A 19,019-nucleotide genomic window follows, 5' to 3' on the forward strand; every position below is an offset into this window, starting at 1 on the left:
CATCCGGCGCTTGAGCTCTTCTGCCGGCATCTTGTCACTTACTTGGATCTGTCTCATCTGTACCTCCAGTAAACTGAAACTGGAGATACAATAACCTATATTTGGAATTATGCAAGCGAAATGGTATCAGTAAGTCTGGATCAGCGATCCAGCCATCTTGCCCTTGGCGCATGAAGTGCTTTGGCAGTACCTGAAAAAGACCCACCAAGCCTTTGTCGCCAGGTGGGCCACTTATGCTTCAATCCAAGTTCAATGAAAGAAACGGGGGAGGGGTCAGTCTCCGAAATACTCGGCCACGGTCTCCATCCACTCCGGGATGGGGATGTGGTGGGGACATTTGCTGAGGCATACGCCGCAGTTGACGCATTTATCCGCTCGGGCGGCGGCGGGGATCCAGCCCTGGTATTCCTGTTTGTGGCGTTCTTTTTCGCCGAACATCATCGCTTCGTTGTAGTGCCCGAACACTGAGGGGATGGCCACCCCATGAGGACAGGGCAGGCAGTAGCGGCATGCGGAGCAGGGAATGGCGATGCGGTGGATGTATTCCAGGCGGGCCTGTTTGTAAAGGCCAAGTTCGCGCTCGTCGATCTGGCCGCGCTTGAAGGAGTTGGCCAAGCGGATGTTTTCCTTCAGCTGGTCCAGGTTGCTCATGCCGGAGAGGTTCACCGAAACGGAATCCAGGTTCCAGATCCAATTCAGGGCGCGCTGGACCGGGCTCCAGTCGTGTTTGCTCTTGGCCCAGACGTCTTTCACGGCGTCCGGCACCTGCTGCACCAGTTTTCCGCCGCGCAATGGCTCCATGGCGATGATGCCCATGCCCTTGGCTGCGGCTAGTTTAGAACCGTTCAGGCCGGCCTGGTAATGGGTATCGAGAAAGTTCAGCATGAACTGGCAGAAATCCCAGTCATAGCGCTCGACGATCTGTTTGAAGACAGGATACTTGTCGTGGAAGGAAAAGCCGATGTGGCGGATCCTGCCGTCGGCGCGAGCGCCCTCCAGCCAGTCCAGAACGCCCAGGCGCAGCATTTCTTTCCAGGAACGCTGGTTGAGGGCGTGGAGCAGGTAGTAGTCCACGTGATCGGTCCGCAGCCGTTCGAGCTGTTGGTTCAGGTAGCTGTCCATGTCGGCGCGGGTTTTCACCAGCCAGCAGGGCAGTTTGGTGGCGATGTAAAACCTGGAGCGGTCGTTTTGGGCCACAAATTTGCCCAGCAGGGGTTCGCTGGCGCCGTCGTGATAGCCCCAGGCGGTGTCGAAATAGTTCACACCCTGTTCCAGCGCGTATTGCAGCATGGCGAGGGCCTTTTTTTCATCGATCCTGCCGGCTTTTGTCTGCGGCAGGCGCATCAGGCCGAGGCCCAGGGCCGAGAGCTTGTCTTTGGATTTGGGCATGGTTCTATATCGCATAATGAATTCCTTTGTAAATGCCAAGCTGTTGGCCGGGTGGATCCTGTCAATGGAATTTCGCGCCGCGGCCAAACGTTCGCCCCGCCCGAAACTGACTGCAGACAAGGGATCCGGCCCCGCCAGGCAAAGAATGTCTTGACACAAAGGTGAGCCATAGGTTTTGGCTTTGGGTAAAGAAAAAAATATCCATATATGGAGGAAAAAAGATGTCCGAGAATCTCAAACACGGAACTATCAGCTCAAGCGAGTCCATGGAACTGGAAGAGAAGTACGGAGCGCACAACTACCACCCACTGCCGGTGGTGCTGGCCAAAGGCGAGGGAGTGTTCCTCTGGGATCCCGAAGGAAACCGTTATTACGATTTCCTTTCGGCCTACTCCGCCGTGAACCAGGGACACTGCCATCCCAAGATCATCCAGGCCCTCATCGACCAGGCCAAGGAACTCACTCTCACCTCCCGGGCGTTTTTCAACAACAAGCTGGGTGAATACGAAAAGTATATCACCGAGTATTTCGGCTACGACATGGTGCTGCCGATGAACTCCGGCGCGGAAGGCGTGGAAACGGCCCTCAAGCTGGCCCGCAAATGGGCCTACCAGGCGAAGGGCGTGGAAAAGGACGGCGCGATCATCGTTTTCGCCGAAAACAACTTCCACGGCCGCACCCTGGCGGTGGTTTCAGCCTCCACGGATCCCGACTGCTATGAAGGTTTCGGGCCCTTTATGCCCGGCATCGCCAAGATCCCCTACAATTCCCCGGAAGCCCTGAAAGACTATCTGGAAAAGCACGGCAAGAATGTGGCTGCCTTCATCGTGGAGCCCATCCAGGGCGAAGCTGGCGTCTTCGTTCCGGACGAAGGCTACCTGAAAACCTGCTATGACCTCTGCAAAGAGCACAACGTGCTGTTCATCGCCGACGAGATCCAGACCGGCATAGCCCGCACGGGCAAACTACTGGCCTGCGATTACGAGGACGTCCGCCCGGACATCCTGATCCTCGGCAAGGCCCTGGCTGGCGGCGTGCTGCCGGTTTCAGCCGTTTTGGCCGACCGCGGGATCATGCTCACCATCAAGCCCGGCCAGCACGGCTCCACCTTCGGCGGTTTCCCCCTCGCCTGCGCGGTAGCCAAAGCTTCGCTGGAAGTGGTGAAAGAAGAAAACCTGGCTGCCCGCGCCTTTGAGCTGGGCGAGAAATTCCGGGCCGCCCTGAGGGCCATCAACAACCCGATGATCAAGCTGGTGCGCGGCAAAGGCCTGCTGAACGCGATCGTGGTGGAGCCCAAAAACGGCTACGAGGCCTGGGACGTTTGCCTCAAGCTGAAGGAACGCGGCGTGCTTTGCAAGCCCACCCACCGCCACATCATCCGCCTGGCACCACCCCTGGTGATAACCGAAGAACAGCTGAACGAAGTGGCGAAGATCATTGAAGAAGTCTTCAACGCCATCTGAACTGATACAATTGACATCGAGGGCGGACCACAGCTCCGCCCTCAGGTTTTCATGAACGATCGCCCGGACTTCCGCAGCGGCTTCGTGGCCATCATCGGCAAGCCGAATACCGGCAAATCGACCCTGATGAACCGGATTCTGGGTGAAAAGCTTTCCATCACCTCGCCCAAGCCCCAAACCACGCGTTACGCCATCAAGGGCATCCTCAACCGCCCCGACTGCCAGATCATCTTCATCGACACCCCCGGCTACCTCAAACCCCGCTACGAGCTGCAGGAGCGCATGCAGAGGATCTGGAGCGACGCTTTCAAAGACGTGGATCTGGTGCTGTTCATGAGCGACGTGCAGAGGTTTCCCACCCAATACGACACCGAGGTGCTGGAACACCTCAAACACGTGCGCACGCCTCAGATAGCCGTGTTCAACAAGCTGGACCTCGATCCCGGAGTGAACCGCGATTTCTTTTTGAACCAGTTGCCGGATTCCTTCACGGCTACGCTGTTCATCTCCGCAGCCACCGGCGAAGGCATTCCCGAACTGCTGGACAAGCTGATGTTCCACATCCCCTATCACGAGCCCTACTATCAGGAGGACCAGCTTTCCGACCTGCCTCTGCGCTTTTTCGCCCAGGAAGTGGTGCGCGAAGCGATCTTCCACAATTTCGCCCAGGAAATTCCCTACGCCGCGGCTGTGCTGATCGAGAAATACACGGAGGAAGCGGACAGGGTGGTGATCGACGCGGTGATCTGGCTGGAGCGGCAGAGCCAGAAGCCCATCATCATCGGCATAAGGGGCGAGAACCTGGCCAGGATCCGCAAACACGCCGAAACACAGCTTTCCGCCTGGCTGGAAACGGAAGTGCAGGTGCATCTCTGGGTGAAGATCAAGCCGGGTTGGCGAAAAAAATCAACAGCTTTGAAGGAATTGGGCTTCGATTGAGGGTTCCGGCCCCGAAATTCTATTGACACATTTCCACCCGCGCCAAATGTAGGTTCCCAAGCGAATCAGGCTTTGTTTTTTGTTTTTCCAAACTTATGCAACGCGTGGAGAATATGCACTCAAACAGAGAAGAGAAAGCCACTCTGGTAGTGGACATCGGAAACACGAACATCACCTGCGGGATCTACCAAAGCGACCAAATGACCTGGTTTGCCAGGTTCCACAGCTCCCACAGCCGCACCGCCGACGAGTATTACTCGCTGCTGAAACCGCTGCTGAGCGGCCTCAGCGGGGAGTCCATCAGCTCGATCGCCATGGCCAGCGTGGTTCCGGAACTCACCCGCATCTGGCAGCATCTCTTCCAGAAATATCTGCAGGCCGGGGTCTGGGAACTCACCGCCCTCAGCGTGCCCGGGCTTAGCTACAAGGTGCCGGATCCTTCCTTCATCGGCGCTGACCTGATCGCCAACGCCTACGGGGCCTGGCGCAAATACGGAACTTCATGCCTCATCCTCGACTTGGGCACCGCCACCAAGGTGCAGCTGGTTTCCGCGGAGGGATGTTTTGAAGGCACCGCCATCGCTCCTGGGCTGAAAACCGGGGCCGACCAGCTGTTTGAAAAAGCCGCCCTGCTTTCCCCGATCGAGCTCACCGCGCCTGCCGTGCTGCTGGGCACCAACACCCGCGACGCCCTCCTTTCCGGGATCGTGCAGGGCCACGCCTTCATGCTGGAAAACTACGTCCGCCAGGTGAAACTCCACTACTTCGACCACAAGGACATGCGTGTGATCCTCACCGGCGGGATCGCCGACCTGGTGAAGCCCCTTGTCCCCGCTGCGGACATCGTGGACAAATCCCTCACCCTGGACGGTATCCACCTGGCCTGCAAAGACAGCCGCTGAACCACCCGCGCATGAGAAAATCCCTCCTTCTGGCCCTTTTGCTGTCCGCGCTGACAGCGCTTTTTGCCAGTCCGGAGTTCTACCCCCGCCTCTGGATCGAGGGCTACAACCCCTTGGTTTACAACACCGTGGACATCTACAAGCTTTACCGGGGCAACAATTACCTGAAACAGAGCCCCTATTTCATCAGCACCTTCGCGCCCACCCAGGATGAACTGATCGATTTTGAAAGCGGCAAGGTGGTGATCACCACAAAGGTCGGCGACTATGAGCTCGATCCCGGCCGCACCATCAGTTTCGACCGCTATTTTGCCAACCTGAGGGGCAAGGCCTTCCGCCGCTCGCTGTTCGAGCACTACCGCAACCGGAGCACCCAAACCGAGATCACCAACACCGGCCTGATCAAGGAATACGTGCTGGAACTGCCCACCATCGCCGTGCCCAAGAGCGTTCAGAAGGTTTTTGGCAGCTCGGCCGGCAAGCTGAACCTGGACGGCACGGAGAAAGTCACCATCGAGGTGGGCAGCACCAAGCGCAAGAACGTGGCCATCTACGAGACGGAAAACACCGGCCAGTTCGACATCAAGATGGAGCAGGAAACCAACCTGCGCCTCACCGGCACCATCGGCGACAAGATTGGCGTGAACCTGAAATACAACAGCAAGCAGGACGAACAGCTTTTTGACCCCAACAACATCAGCATCAAATACACCGGCAACGAGGACGAACTGATCCAGACCATCGAGGGCGGAAACATCACCCTGGCCCTCTCCGGCTCCCGCTACATCAGCTATTCCACCGCTTCCCAGGGCCTCTTCGGCGTAACCTCCAAGCTCAAATACAAAAACCTCGACCTCACCCTCATCGCCAGCACCGAAGAGGGGCAGAAAAACACCCAGAATTACGTGGGCACCAGCCAGGCGGACTCCACCGTCTTCCGCAGCCGGGACTACGCCTCCCGCACCATGTACTATCTGGAGGACCCCTACGAGCTTTACGACCTTTACACCCAGGCCGAGGTCTCGAACTCCGTACCCGAGGGCTGGGTGAACAACGCTGTGAAGACCGATCCCACCGGCGCCTGGATCATCAAGAACCCCAACCTCCTGCCCGAGAACGGCAGCGTGCGCGTCTATCTGGACGACGCAAACACCACCAACAATGTGGCCGCCGCCGAGGGAGAAACCGTCTATTTCAGTGATACGGACTTTTACACTCCCTACTATGATGAGCTGATCGAGGGCACGGACTATGTTACCGACTACACGGCCGGGATCATCCGCCTGAACAAGACCATCGACCGGCGCTACACCATTGCCGTGCGCTATGTGCGCCGTGACGGCATTCCCGTGCCCCTGAACAGCGATACGGAGGACGGCATCCTCCACGCCAAGGTGATCCGCCGCCGCAACCAGGAATACGACCCCGGCGACCCCAACAACGTTTGGCATTACCAAATGCGCAACGTTTACAACATGAACAAGACCAACATCAAGAACGACGGCTTCACCCTCAACGTTTACACGGTGAACGTCGACCTCACGCGAAACTTTCTGGTGCCGGATTCCCTGGCCACACCAAACATCGTTACCTACACCGATTACCTGCGCCTGGACAGCACCGGCGACGGCCTCATCAACGGCGATGACAACACCGTGAACCTCACCACCGGCCTTGTGGTGATCCCTTTCCTGGAACCCTTCCGGCCCCTCGGCGATGAGATCGTTTACACCGACGAGGGCGAAAGCGTGAGTTATCTGGACATCGACCTCTACATGTCTGTGAAGGGCAAGATCGGCCGCGAATCGGTGGACCTGGCCCAGGGAGGCATCCTCAAGGGCAGCGTGATCGTGAAGGTGAACGGCTTTGAACAGAAGGAGAACATCGACTACATCGTGGATTACGATTTTGGCCGGATCACCTTCCTAACCACCGCCGGCAAGGACCCGGACGCCAAGATCGAGATCGACTATGAGTACCGCAGCGCCTTCGAGGTGGCCAGCAAATCCCTCGCCGGCGTGCGCGCCGACTGGAATATCACCGACTGGGCCAAGCTGGGCGGCACCTTCATCTACCGCTCGGAAAACGTGGCGGACCGCCGTCCCCGCGTGGGCAACGAAAACATCGAGATGTACATGGCCGATCTCGACGGCACCCTCACTTTCAAGCCCGCCTTCATCACCCGCTGGCTGAATGCCCTGCCGCTCATCAACACCACCGCGGAAAGCCGCATCACCCTCTCCGGCGAGGTGGCCTACACCATTCCCAATATTTACGGCGACCCCAACGAAAAGCGCAAGGAAGCCTATCTGGACGACATGGAATCCATCATGGATTTCTACCCCATGGGCGTAACCATCGGCTCCTGGAGCCAGGCCAGCAAACCTTACAACAGCTCCCTGGCCCGAGGGCGCACCAACTGGTACAACCCCAAGAACGTTCGCCGCGAACAGGTGGAGGACCCCTCCACGCTCACCGACGCCGAAAAGCGCGAAACCGTTACCGTTCTGGCCATGAAGGTCTTTCCCGCAAATCTCGGCGTGCCCAACTCAGACCTCTGGAGCTGGGGCGGCGTGATGAAATACCTGGGCAACCAGCTGGATTTCTCGCAGAAAAAATACATCGAGCTGATGGTTAAGGTGGTGGGCACCGACAGCGGGCCTCAGCCCGATCCTGTCCTGAGGATCGACCTGGGCGACATCAACGAGGATTTCTACACCGAGTTTGGCGGCCAGAACGTGCTCAACACCGAGGACAAGAACAATGACGGCGTGCTCACCCTGGAAGAGGACACCGGCCTCGACGGCATTTTTTCCGGCGAACCCGGCGCCGACCCCAACGACTTGGCCGACAACGAGATCGACCAATACGGCGATTATCCCCAGATCAACGGTACTGAGGGCAACCGCGTGCTGGATACCGAAGACCTGGACGGAAACGGCGTTCTAAACAACCTCGACCGCTATTTCAGCTATTCCTTCGCCCTTTCCGACTCTACCTTCCTCCAAAACGTGAACCAGGACGGCTGGCGCCTCTACCGCATCCCCATCACAGACCCCAATTTCTACGAGGTGGTGAACAACTCCTCCGCCGGAGTTTCGCCCACCCTTAAAAAGGTCTCCTACGGACGCCTCATCATGGAAACCAACCTCCCCGCCAAGGTGCTCATCTACGATTTCAACGTGGTCGGAAACAAGTGGGAGGATTTCTATGTGCGCAACCTGGAAGGCCAGATCATTCCGGACGTGCTGGTGAACACCTACGGCACGAACTACCTCTCCGGCATCGTGAACAACCAGAAGAACAGCTCCCACTACGTATCGCCGGAAGGCAGCTTCTACATCGAGCTGCGCCGCGAATCCAGCGAATCCGCCCTCACCCTGGCCGTGGAAAACCTCCAGCCCGGCCATCAGGTGCTGCTCCGCCAGAGGCTGTTCGATCCTTACAGCCTGCTTTCCTATAACAAGGTGAAGTTCTGGGTCTATCCCGAGGCCCGCGAGGGCGCCAGCTACCATCCGGATTCCCTGGACGTGGTGTTCCGCGTGGGGGCCGACAGCCTGAACTTCTACCAGATCCGCCAGCGCGTGCCGGTGTTGCCATACCTCACCAAGATGGAGCGCGATGCCTGGATCGAACTGGTTTACGACCTCCAGGCAATGACCTCCCTCAAGGAGGAGTTCCCAGACGAGACCTCCGGCCAGATCGTTGACGGCAACACGGTTTACAGCTTCCGCGGCGCGCCCACCCTCACCAACACGCGCGACATCTATTTCGGTGTCTATTCGCCCCTCGACGTCCAGGCACCCCAGCCTTACACCGGCATCCTCTACCTCAACGACCTCCGGGTGGCCGAACCCTACGAGGACATAGGCATCGCCAAGCGCGTCTCACTCAATTCCGTCTTTGCCGACCTCAGCTCGCTGGACATCGATTACGAGGATAAAAGCGAGAACTTCAACACCATCATCCAGCGCGGCCGCGCCAATTCCTTCACCAGCTCCAAAACCCTGAACATCAACAACCGCTATTTCCTGAACAAGCTCTTTCCCGCCGCCTGGGGCCTGGACATACCCGTCAGCCTCACCCGCAATTACACCCTCGGAATCCCGCGCTTCCAAGCCAATTCCGACCTCCTGCGCGAAAACATCGACGATCCCCAGGAAAAGGACCGCCAGCGCAACGAATCTTTGGTCTATTCCGCCGATTTCGGCTTCAGCCAGCGCACCGCCCCCAAATCCAAGCTCCTCCAGTACACCCTCTACCGCACTTCCCTCAGCGGCCGCATCGAAAAAGCTTACCGCTTTACGCCCACCGCCGCCGACACCACCCTCACCTGGCGCGGCACCCTGAACTACAACCTCAGCCTCCCCAGCGACAAGGTGAGCTTCCGTCTCTTCCGCGATTACCGCCTCGGCTGGTTTCCCACCACTTTCAACAACAGCTTCACCATCAACAACACCGATCCCCTCAGCTGGAACTGGGAGCGCCGCGACGGCGTTTACGGCTGGCATCCCCGCGCCCAAACCGTGCCCACCCGCGTCTTCACCACGGACACCAACGTGAGCTGGGGCCTCACTTCGGACATCGCCCTCAACCTCCGCCTCAATTCCGAGCGCGACCTCATCCAGCAGGTGCTCTGGCAGAACTTCAACATCGGAAAACTCACCAAATACGTCCAGGACCTTGGCCTGAACTACAATCCCACCTATCTGCGCGATGTCTTCAGCTTCACCGTGAGCGGCACCTCCCGCTTCAGCGAACAGCAGCGCAAATACTATCAGAACACCGATAATGGCCAGGAAGCCTATTTTGAAAGCGACGGCAGCTCCAACCGCACCGTACGTGCCAATTTCACCCTCATGAACTCCAACCTCCTGGCCAGTTGGGCCGGCAGCGTGAAAACCGCCCACGAGGCCAAAGTGGCCAGCCAGCCACCTGAGGATAAACCCGAACCCGGGGAAGGTACCGGCGAAGCACCCCCAGACGAGCCGAAGGAAGACCTCAGCGAAGAGGACAAGAAGCGGCTGGACGAGGAACAGCGCAAAAAGGACGAGGAACAGGCCTACCTGGAAAAACTCAAACAGCAGGACGGCCTCAGCGAGGAGGACAAGAAGCGGCTGGACGAGGAACAGCGTAAAAAGGACGAGGAACAAGCCTACCTGGAAAAACTCAAACAGCAGGATCTGGACGGCAAGGAAGGCCTGGAACCTCCGAAAGACGGCGATAAACCCAGTGACAGCGACAAACCCAAGGATGGAGACAAGCCCGGAGACGGCGGCAAGGAACCCCGCGAGAGGTTCTATTTCCCCTTCGCGGCTCTCAACCTGCTTTCCAAGATAAAGAATGTGACCGCCACCTACCAGAACTCCTACGTGCAAACCTATTCACGCAAGCAGGAAACGCCTCCCTTCCTCTTCCAGCTGGGCGTGCCCCACAGCGTTCCCCAAGATTCCCTCGATTCTGTGGCCGACAACAACACCCTCTCCCTGGCCAGCGGCGTCACCTTTTCCCGCGCGCTCGACAGCGTGATCCGCTATTCCCTCACTTTTGACCAGACCCGCTCCAACGCCTCCAACCAGGCCGTGGCCATCACTTTCCCGGACGTCACCATTTCCCTGCTGGATTTCCAGAACTGGTTCGGCCTGGAAAAGGTGCTCACCAACGCCCGCCTCAACAGCGGCTTTCAATACACCACCCGCGCCACCGGTGATCTGGACTGGGAACAGCCTAAACAAGAAGCCTCCACCCTCGCCCTCAATCCTTTGGTGGGCTTCACCGGCACCTTCATCAAAAGCCTCAGCACCAACCTCAGCTATTCCCTCTCCACCGGCGAAAACATCACCGACATGGATACCTACGACATCATCAAGACCACCCTCACGCACTCCCTGAACGGCAACCTATCCTATTCTTTCCGCAGCGGACGCGGCTTCACCGTGCCCTTCACCAAGAAAAAGATCCACATCAAAAATGAACTCACCTCCAGCCTGAACTTCCTCTGGGAAAAGAAATACGACGAAACCTTCGGCCGCGAATCACTCTCCCAGGTGGATCAGGACAACACCCGCATCGCCATCACCCCCAGCGCCACCTACCAGTTCGATGCCAACATCCGCGGCGGCCTCACCGGCACCTGGGAAAAAACCGCCGACAACAAACGCGACACCGGCCTCCGCACCTTCCGCATCGGCGTCTGGGTGGAAGTCAACCTATAGTTTCAGCACCCACGGGCTTGGGATTGCTGTTGTCATATAGTATGGCCTATTTTACATGAGTGGGTGATCCTGTGGTTTCCAGCCCACTCGGTTTGAAAGAGCCCCAATACTTGTTATCACCAGGACCCGCCCTTTGCCCCAGCCTACTCGCCCCCTGTGCGCCTCCCGCTTAGTTCCCGCCTGACAGGCGGGAAGTTAGCGGGAAGTGAATGGGATGTGAATGGGCGACGGCAAAGGGGGAGGAGTTGTCATTCCGGGGAAGGGGCCCCAAATCCAGGAACCATCAACACATAGCCCCAAACCTACGTCATTCCGGACGCAGGTGCTTCAGCGCCGGAGATCCGGAATCCAGGCCTTGCGGGAATAGCTGATCCAAGACCAGGCATGAAGCGGGTCCGATACAGGCGAAGCCTGCGTCGGACCCTTGTCAGGGCATTACCGGGATCGTCTGGATTCCGGGCCCGACTGCGTCGTCCCGGAATGACGTATTGGAAGAATCTTCAGCTTACGCGGCTACGGGGGTGGTCAATCCACTTACTTATGGAGATCGGAGTGGGATGTTCATGTTTTAACGGACTTTTAACGCAGTTAAATCCATAACCTGCAGTTAGTTGTTAAGATGTTAAAAACTTTCGCCATTATTCTTGTTTATTTTCAGCATGAATTCTCCTGGAGTAGAGAATCTTTTTAACAACTTAACAAGATCATGCCACATAGCAAGTTACACGACTTACTATTGCCAACAGGTTTTAACGTTTTAACAACTTCATGCAGGATATGGACATACGCGTTTTCAAGAATCGCTAAGTTAACAATATGCAGAGCGGTTATGGAGAGTTTTTAACAAGTGTAACAAACGCATTAAGTTGGCAGTGTCTGCCTAGTCAGGTTCAGATAATCGCGGCCATTCTCTTCACATTCAATATGATAGACACCCAGTTCCGTTATTCGGGGCGGCGTTGCTCCAACGGGTCATTCATTCAGGAAAGTATTGATAGACGCGGGTGGAAATCTCTTCCAGGACCTCGCCGGCGCTATCTCCGTAATCGATGAATTTGCGGGAACTGAGGATGTTTCCGCGCTCATCGTAGGTGTATTCAAAGCGGGTGAGGAGGACCTGGTTTTCGGGAAGCTCCCACTGGCGGGTGAGGAGGCGATTGCCGTAGGCGTCGAAGCTGTGGATGCTGTATCCTGGGGGGCTGTAGGGAGAAGCGGGGCGGATGGACTGGAAGAGTTGCCCCGCGGAATTGTAGGCGTAGCTTTCCACCCAGACCAGCTCGTTCATTTCGTGGGTGGTGGCGAGGGATTTGCGGCCCTCGAGGTCCCAGAACGTCCTTTCGGTGAAGAGGATGCCCGCGCCTTCGGAGTTCCTTACGGACTGGAAGAGGTGGCCGTCCACGTCGTAGTGGAAGGTTTCGGTATGGGCGCCCTCGTTGCCGGGCAGGGTGAGGGAGATCAGTTTGCCGGTGCTGTCGCGTTCAGGGGTGAAGTCGGCGTCGGCGAAGACATAGCCCATGTCCAGGATGTGGAGGTGGAGGTAGTTTCCCAGGGAGTCGAAGGTGGTGGTTTCGGTGTAGAGGAAATCATCCTCACCGGTGGTGACGCTGAGGGATTTCACCCGGCCCCTCAGGTTCAGGCGTTCCCAGCCGTTGGTGGCGGGATGGGCGGTCAGGACAGTGAGGGCCGCCAGCAGGAGCGTGATGACAAGCAATTTTTTCACTTTATCCTCATGGTTTTGGGGTCATCGTCACAGGGGACGGGTAGGGAGTAACTGAGGGAAGGCGTGCCGCGCCAAGACTGGTGTTCGGGAATGGCTTGGCGGATTCAATTCTTTTCCCTCAGTTTGGCAACAAGCTGCTCCAGGCGTTTGGCGCGGGTTTCCTCGCGTTTGGCTTCCTGAAGCCAGGCCAGGTGTTCCTTCTGGTGGGAATAGCTCTGATTTTCCCGGGCGGGCAGCACTCCGGCGCGTTCAAGGCCGGTCCTCAGCTCCGGAGGGAGTTCCACCACCCGGGGAGCGAAATCCCGCTCCAGTTTCAACTGGAAACTGTCGCCGGCCTGATAGCCGGTCGCGTCGCGCAGTTCGCGGTTGAATACGATCATGTATTCCCCGGCGTAGCGGGCCAGGTTGCGGCGAAACTGCTTGCCGTCTATGGTCATCACGACAGGCACGAGGGCCTTGGTGCCGAAAACGGCCTGAACGTCGAAAGAGAAAACCGCGTAAGCCGAGCCGGGAAACTCTGGATTGGAGACCAGTTGCACGTCCAGGCTGATCGCGTTGGGGAACTGGCTGTAGTCCGATTCTTTCTTCATGGTGGCTCCTTGGTAAATAATAACGCTCAAGCCGGGTTGAGCAAGCTTCGCGGGAGGCGGCCTCAGAACTGGAAGTAGATGAAGGGCTGGATATCGGCGGAGCGGAACTGGAAGACGACCCAGATGACAACAGCCAGGATCAGCGCCTGCACGGGCACGGGACTCTTTTGGAGGAAGCCTTCGAAGCCGGTCTTGAACTTCCGGGGCAGCCAGTGGAGCAAGTAGCCCGCGGCGATGAGCGCGGCCACCACCTGGTATTCCTGCAGCCAGATGAAGAAGAGGCGTGGGTTCAGGTTCGTGAAAATGCGTTCGATCATGGCGAGGGCGTCGGCGAAGGTGCGGCTGCGGAAGAAGATGCGGGTGAAGGTGATGAAGTTGAAGGTGAAGATCACGCCCAGGACTTTCAGCAGCAGCGGGGTTTGGCGGAGCGGGGCGTTTTTGTTTCCGGAGCGCGGCCAGAAGATGTTGTGCACAAATCTGTCGATGCTGAGGCCCACGCCGTTGAGGGCGCCCCAAAGCACGAAATTCCAGGAAGCGCCATGCCAGAGTCCACCCAAAACCATGGTCACCATGAGGTTCACGTAGGTGCGCACCTTGCCCTTGCGGCTGCCGCCGAGGGGGAAATAGAGGTAATCTCGCAGCCAGGTGCTGAGGGAGATGTGCCAGCGGTGCCAAAAATCGCCGAGGGAGGTGGCGCGGTAGGGCGAATTGAAATTGGCCTGAAGCTCGAAACCCATCATGGTGGCCAAGCCGATGGCGATGTCTGAATAGCCGCTGAAATCGCAATAGACCTGCAGGGAATAGCCGTAGAGGGCCAGGAGATTTTCCAGGCCGGAATAGAGGGCGGGGTTGTCGAAAACGCGGTCCACGAAGTTGATGCTGATATAGTCGGCGATCACGCCTTTTTTCACCAGCCCGGTGAAGATGAGCAGCAGGGCTTTGGCCACCTGTTCCTTGTTGAGGGAGAGGTGTTTGTTGATCTGGGGGATGAACCAGGAAGCGCGGAGAATGGGACCCGCCACCAGCTGGGGGAAGAAGGAGACGAAGAAGAGGAAATCGGCAAAGCTATGGATGGGCTTCAGTTTGCGGTAATAAATGTCCAGGGTGTAGCTCATCGTTTGGAAGGTGAAGAAGGAGATGCCCACCGGAAGGAAGATGTCCAAGGCGGGCAGATTTCCGCCGAAGAGTCCGTTGACGCTGTCGATGAGGAAATTGGAATATTTGTAATAACCCAAGGAACCGAGGTTCCAGACCACGCTGAGGGCGATGAGCAGCTTTCGGCGACGCTCGCTGGGTGAGTTTTCCAACCCGAAGCCAATGAGGTAGTTGATCCCGGCGGTGATCACCAGCAGCAGCACGAAGATGCCGCTGGTCTTGTAATAGAAGAAGAGTGAGGCGAGCATCAGATACCAGGTGCGCGCTTTGATCTTTTTTACCAACAGGGGATAGAAGAACATCAGGGCGGCGAAGAAAAAGAGGAAGAAACTGCTGTTGAAGATCAGCGGGTTCTTGGGGTCGTAAACCAGGCTGTGCAAGAATTTTTCCAGGATCAAGGGTGGTTCTCCGCGTATCGTTTGTAGGCCCGCATCAAGGCCTCGTAAAAAAGCTGGCCCTGCAGGCGGTAGCCCGGGGCGCTGAAATGGACCATGTCCTTGCCCGCGATCCCGCCGGAGCGCCATTTGCTGATGGACCCCTGCCCGCCCATAACCGTTTGGAGGTCCCAACACACATGGCCGTGGGCTTGGGCATAGGCGGCGATCTCGGCGCCCACCTTGGCCACGTCTGCGTTCGGGACCCCATTTTTGTAAGAATCCGGGGGCAGGATGAAGAGGATGAGGGCGTCACCGCTGTATTTATAGAGCTTGGCCATGAAATTGGTGAGGGCGGAGCGGAAACGGGTGGCGCTGTAGGTGCCCTGGGCGTCGTTGGTGCCCATGGAGACGGCGATGAGGTCGGGCTTGAGATCCCGGCAGAGGTTGAAGATCTCCTGATTGTTCAGCAGGTTGCGGAAGGAAGCGCCGTTGATGCCCTTGAAATGGAATTTCAGGGTGGGGGAGGAGCCTTCCGCGGCAGCTTCGGCCAGCCATTTGGCGAATTCCTTTTCCGTGGCCCCGGCAAACCAGCCGGGCTTGATGTGGGAGCCGCCAAACTGGAAGAGGGTCACCTGCTTGCGCAGGCCGGCGCGCAGCTCCATCAGCTTTTCCAAAAAGGGTGCCAGCAGCGAATCCGGGGCGGGGATCAGGTTGGCGTCACGCTTCAGGAAGCCATAGCCGCTGAAAGTGCCTTCAATGGACCGCAGGGCGAAGTGGCTGTGAATGAACTCGTCCAGGGGGTCGATCCCCTCCGGCAGTTCCTCGCCGGGCCAGGCTTCCGGATATTCTGGCAATTCCTCCTCCGGCTGCCCTTCGCCCGGAGGGGATTCAGGGATCAGGCCGTCTGCCGTTTCCGCGCAGGCCAGGGCTGAAACCAGCAGGCAGAGCGGCAGGAGCAGCAGTTTGCGCCAGAGCTCAGTCATTTTTGCCGGTGGTGAGCACCTTGTGGAGCATTTGGGCCAGTTTATCGGCCCCGGCGCGGGTGAAGTGGGTGTAGTCCTTGGCCGCGAGGGAGGGCCGGGCGTTCACGTAGCCGGGCATGGAATTGTAGCCGCCCATGGCCTCGTAGAGGTTCCAAAAGGCGGTGCCGGTCTCGGCCGCGAACTGGCTTTGGGTTTGCACCAAAATGGGGATGTCCGGTGAGGTCTGGTAGGTTCCGTTCTGTTTGCTGCTGCGGTCCTGCACCCCGATCACCAGGATGGGCACTCCGGGCAGGGCGCGCTGGATGTGGCGGATGGATTCCGTCATGCCTTTTTTGTAACGGGAATAATCCCTTACCTTGGGGCTGGAAACGTTGCCGCCGTACTGCAACACCACCAGGTCGTAATCCAGATGGCGGTGGAAAGCGCCCATGAATTCGGCGGGAATGGCATTGAAATACATTCCGGAAAAGCCGCGGACGGCAAAATTGTCCACATAGACACCGCTGCGGTCGTCGAAGGAGACGCCGTAAACGTGGATGGGGTCTGTGGGGCTGAAAGTGAGCCTGATTTTGGTGACGGGGGTGGCGGGGCTGAGGTCCAGCATCTGCACGCCTTCGCCGGGGGTGAGGGCGTGGGTGGTCTGTTCGCCGCCGTCGAGCGAAACCCGGACGGTGGAACTGGCAGTGGCGCGGGAATAGAAGAGGCGGATGCGGCGGAATTCCGAAGCGCCGCCGGGGGTTTTTACGCCAGTGTATTCCACCCAGGCGGGGCCGCTGACGTTGAAGCGGCGGGTTTCCTTGCGCGAGCTGGAGGCCTGGCCGGAGGAGATCACGTTGCCCAAAGAATCCAGGACCTCCGGGATGGCTTTGGTTTCGATCACAGACTCCTCGAAGCCCCAGGTGCGGGGTATGAAAGTATAGCCCACCAGGCCGAGGGGAAATTTGTCGGCGCCGCGCTTCATGAAGGAAACGGTTTCCCAATTGCGGGAAAACTCGTGCTTGATGGTCCGGCGGAAGCCGTGCACGATCGAAGTGATGGGCACCAGGCCGACCCCATGGCCGCCATATTGAGCCTGGAGCAGTTCACGCAGCTTGCCGGTGAGCAGGTCGCCCTCAATGATGGAATCGCCGAAAAAGGCCACGCGCAGGTTTCCGGAAGGGTTTTGGCCCTGCTGCTGGAGCTTTTGCAGGAAAGGCGCGAGGGGCTGCAATTCGCTGGCTATATGCAACTGCCTGGCCTTCTCGGTGAGGGTGTCCGCGGCGGCGGCAACCTCTTCGGGTTTGGCCGTGAGGCTCTTCACGGGGTCGAGCTTCTTGATGGAAAACACCTTGTTTTCCCGGGCGGGGATCAGCGGAGCCAGAGCGGCCAGCAGCCCGATGGCCCCGGCCGTGATCAGAAAAGGACGCCAGAAAGATTTGTTCATTCATCCACCAACAGAATTTTGCCGGTCTCAGGGCCGGCCTTGATCAGATACACTCCGCAGGGACAGCGCGCGCCGGTTTCGTCGCGGGCGTCCCAGGTAAAGGAAGAGCCGGAAGCGGCGCGCAGGGCGCGGACCAGTTGTCCTCGGGAATTGTAGATCCTGGCCTCGGCAGCGTCCCTGGCCCTGAACTGAAATCTGTGGCTGCCGGGATTGGGATGGCAACTGAGGCCGGGCGGGGGAACCAGGGCTGGATCGTTCGCGTCTGTATCCGTGTAATCGTAAACCGCCAGGAAGCAATCCAGGTTGGTGTCAGAACCGCTGTCCAGAACGTGCTGACCGAAACGCATCACGCCGCTGAACCAGCCGGTGACCACGAATTTGTCCTCACCCAGCCATTTGACGTCCGTGCCCACGTCAGCATTCATGCTGCCAGCGCTCACCGGGGGCCGGTACTCGTCCTTCACCGCGATGTCCCAGGCACCGTTTGAAACCAGATTCCAGGGTCCGAAGGCAATCTCATCCTCATAGGAGGAGAGCGAAATTTCCCAGTTCACACCCCTGATATCCACCGCGCGGCCTTTGTCGGAGCCGGGGCCGCCGAATTGCTGCACGTCCAGCCAGTTTCCCACCATGTCGAAATGGGCGATATAAATGTCGTCGGAGCCGTTCACGCTGTTGAGAGTGGTTCCGCCCACGCTGCCGCTGCCGGTCACGCGTCCAATCACGGCATTGATGGTGGGGGTGAGGTGGTTGTCCGCGGCGATGTTGATGGCGCCAAGCCCGTAGGATGGCAGCACCCAGGCGGTGGAGCCGTCACTCTCGTAACAGGCCACGAACATGCCTTCGGCATCTGTGATGATGCCGCCAAAATTGCTTCCCGGGCTGGCGCTGCCGGTGATGTAGGCTATGGACATGGTGTCGGTGGAAAAAGTATCCAGCTTGTAGCCGTATTCCACCCCGGGGCCGCCGGCGTGGCGCGCCCAGAGGGGATTTCCGTCTGTGTCGCAGCGCAGCAGGAAGATGTCGCTGCCGCCAAAGCTGGTGAGGCTGATGTCATCTGAAAACACGATGGTGTCGGCAAACCAGCCGGTGAGATAGACACTTCCGTCCAGAGCTGTTTCGATGCCGTAGCCCATATCGTTGAGGGGGCCGCCAAAGGTCTTGAACCAGAGCAGATCGCCCGTGGGGTCCAGTTTGCCGTAGAAAACGTCCCACATCCCCGCGTGGGGATAGGACTGGCCGTTGAAAACAACCTGCCCGGTGCAGAAGCCGATGAAATAGCAGTTGCCGTCTGCGTCAGCGGCGATGGAGAGGGCCACGTCGCCGTCGTTGGAGCCGAAACTCCTCACCCAATGCAGGGTTCCGTCAATGCCAAACTTGGCCACAAAGCAATCCGAAAGGCCATTGGAGGGATAACTAACCCCGCCGATGGTGAGCGAATCTGTGAATTCGCCGCAGACCCAGATCTCCTGGGGGAAAGAGTCGTAGGGATGCACGGCCAGGTCCCAGGCCGATTCCATCGCCTGCGAACCGAATCCGGTGGCCCACTGCCAGGCTCCGGCGCTGAGCGCGAACGTTAGCAGTGTGAACAGTATCAGCGTTGCATTAGTTTTCATTTGGCTTGCTCCTGATCGCCAATTTTCACATGGCTTTTTTTTGACAAGGGAAAAGTTGGGAAATCTGTTGACAAAAGAGGCGGGGCGGAAATCGTGGCTTGGCCAGGCGCAGTGCAACGGCAGCTTGTGAACCATGTCAGATCAGGAATGAAGCAGCATTAAGCAACGCGGGCCGTGTGCCGCTGTTAGCCTGGCATTTTTTCAAAACTGGTTGCGGCCTGATTTTTGCATTATTTTTAGTTTATCA

At 58.1% G+C, this 19,019-nt stretch carries 11 protein-coding genes and 1 other RNA gene; 5 read left to right on the plus strand and 7 right to left on the minus strand.

The window, feature by feature from the left end:
• Positions 1 to 273: 273 nt before the first annotated feature.
• Entirely contained in the window at positions 274 to 1,404 is a 1,131-nt protein-coding gene (locus tag LHW45_06915; protein MCB5285306.1) for an aldo/keto reductase, read from the minus strand.
• Between the two features lie 251 nt (positions 1,405 to 1,655).
• Between LHW45_06915 and rocD the strand changes: the two genes are divergently transcribed.
• The 4 genes from rocD (at position 1,656) to LHW45_06935 (ending at position 10,908) form a co-directional block, all read left to right on the plus strand.
• Positions 1,656 to 2,852, plus strand: coding sequence for an ornithine--oxo-acid transaminase (rocD, locus tag LHW45_06920; protein MCB5285307.1), 1,197 nt, complete (start codon positions 1,656 to 1,658; stop codon positions 2,850 to 2,852).
• 51 nt (positions 2,853 to 2,903) lie between these two features.
• The gene (era, locus tag LHW45_06925) at positions 2,904 to 3,791 is read left to right on the plus strand and encodes a GTPase Era (protein MCB5285308.1); all 888 of its coding nucleotides are present in this window, start codon (positions 2,904 to 2,906) and stop codon (positions 3,789 to 3,791) included.
• Positions 3,792 to 3,904: 113 nt separating this feature from the next.
• Positions 3,905 to 4,693 (plus strand): type III pantothenate kinase, encoded by a 789-nt coding sequence (locus tag LHW45_06930; protein MCB5285309.1) that lies wholly within the window; start codon positions 3,905 to 3,907, stop codon positions 4,691 to 4,693.
• An 11-nt stretch (positions 4,694 to 4,704) separates the two neighbouring features.
• Positions 4,705 to 10,908, plus strand: coding sequence for a hypothetical protein (locus tag LHW45_06935; GenBank protein MCB5285310.1), 6,204 nt, complete (start codon positions 4,705 to 4,707; stop codon positions 10,906 to 10,908).
• Positions 10,909 to 11,884: 976 nt separating this feature from the next.
• Here LHW45_06935 and LHW45_06940 read toward each other — a convergent pair.
• From LHW45_06940 to LHW45_06965, 6 genes are all read right to left on the minus strand, one after another.
• Positions 11,885 to 12,628, minus strand: coding sequence for a hypothetical protein (locus tag LHW45_06940; protein ID MCB5285311.1), 744 nt, complete (start codon positions 12,626 to 12,628; stop codon positions 11,885 to 11,887).
• 104 nt (positions 12,629 to 12,732) lie between these two features.
• The gene (locus LHW45_06945) at positions 12,733 to 13,218 is read right to left on the minus strand and encodes a YdeI/OmpD-associated family protein (protein ID MCB5285312.1); all 486 of its coding nucleotides are present in this window, start codon (positions 13,216 to 13,218) and stop codon (positions 12,733 to 12,735) included.
• 62 nt (positions 13,219 to 13,280) lie between these two features.
• Positions 13,281 to 14,771, minus strand: a complete 1,491-nt coding sequence (locus LHW45_06950; GenBank protein MCB5285313.1) for an MBOAT family protein — start codon at positions 14,769 to 14,771, stop codon at positions 13,281 to 13,283.
• Positions 14,768 to 15,733, minus strand: coding sequence for a GDSL-type esterase/lipase family protein (locus LHW45_06955; protein ID MCB5285314.1), 966 nt, complete (start codon positions 15,731 to 15,733; stop codon positions 14,768 to 14,770). The genes LHW45_06950 and LHW45_06955 overlap by 4 nt, the downstream gene beginning before the upstream one ends.
• Entirely contained in the window at positions 15,726 to 17,156 is a 1,431-nt protein-coding gene (locus tag LHW45_06960; protein ID MCB5285315.1) for a hypothetical protein, read from the minus strand. Before LHW45_06960 ends, LHW45_06955 begins: the two co-directional genes overlap by 8 nt.
• A complete protein-coding gene (locus tag LHW45_06965; protein MCB5285316.1) occupies positions 17,153 to 18,772 on the minus strand; it encodes a hypothetical protein in 1,620 nt (539 codons plus the stop codon). The genes LHW45_06960 and LHW45_06965 overlap by 4 nt, the downstream gene beginning before the upstream one ends.
• A gap of 100 nt (positions 18,773 to 18,872) precedes the next feature.
• Between LHW45_06965 and ffs the strand changes: the two genes are divergently transcribed.
• Positions 18,873 to 18,971, plus strand: an RNA gene (ffs, locus tag LHW45_06970) — signal recognition particle sRNA small type.
• Positions 18,972 to 19,019: the final 48 nt, after the last annotated feature.

The organism is Candidatus Cloacimonadota bacterium, assembly GCA_020532085.1.
Lineage (GTDB): Bacteria > Cloacimonadota > Cloacimonadia > Cloacimonadales > Cloacimonadaceae > Syntrophosphaera.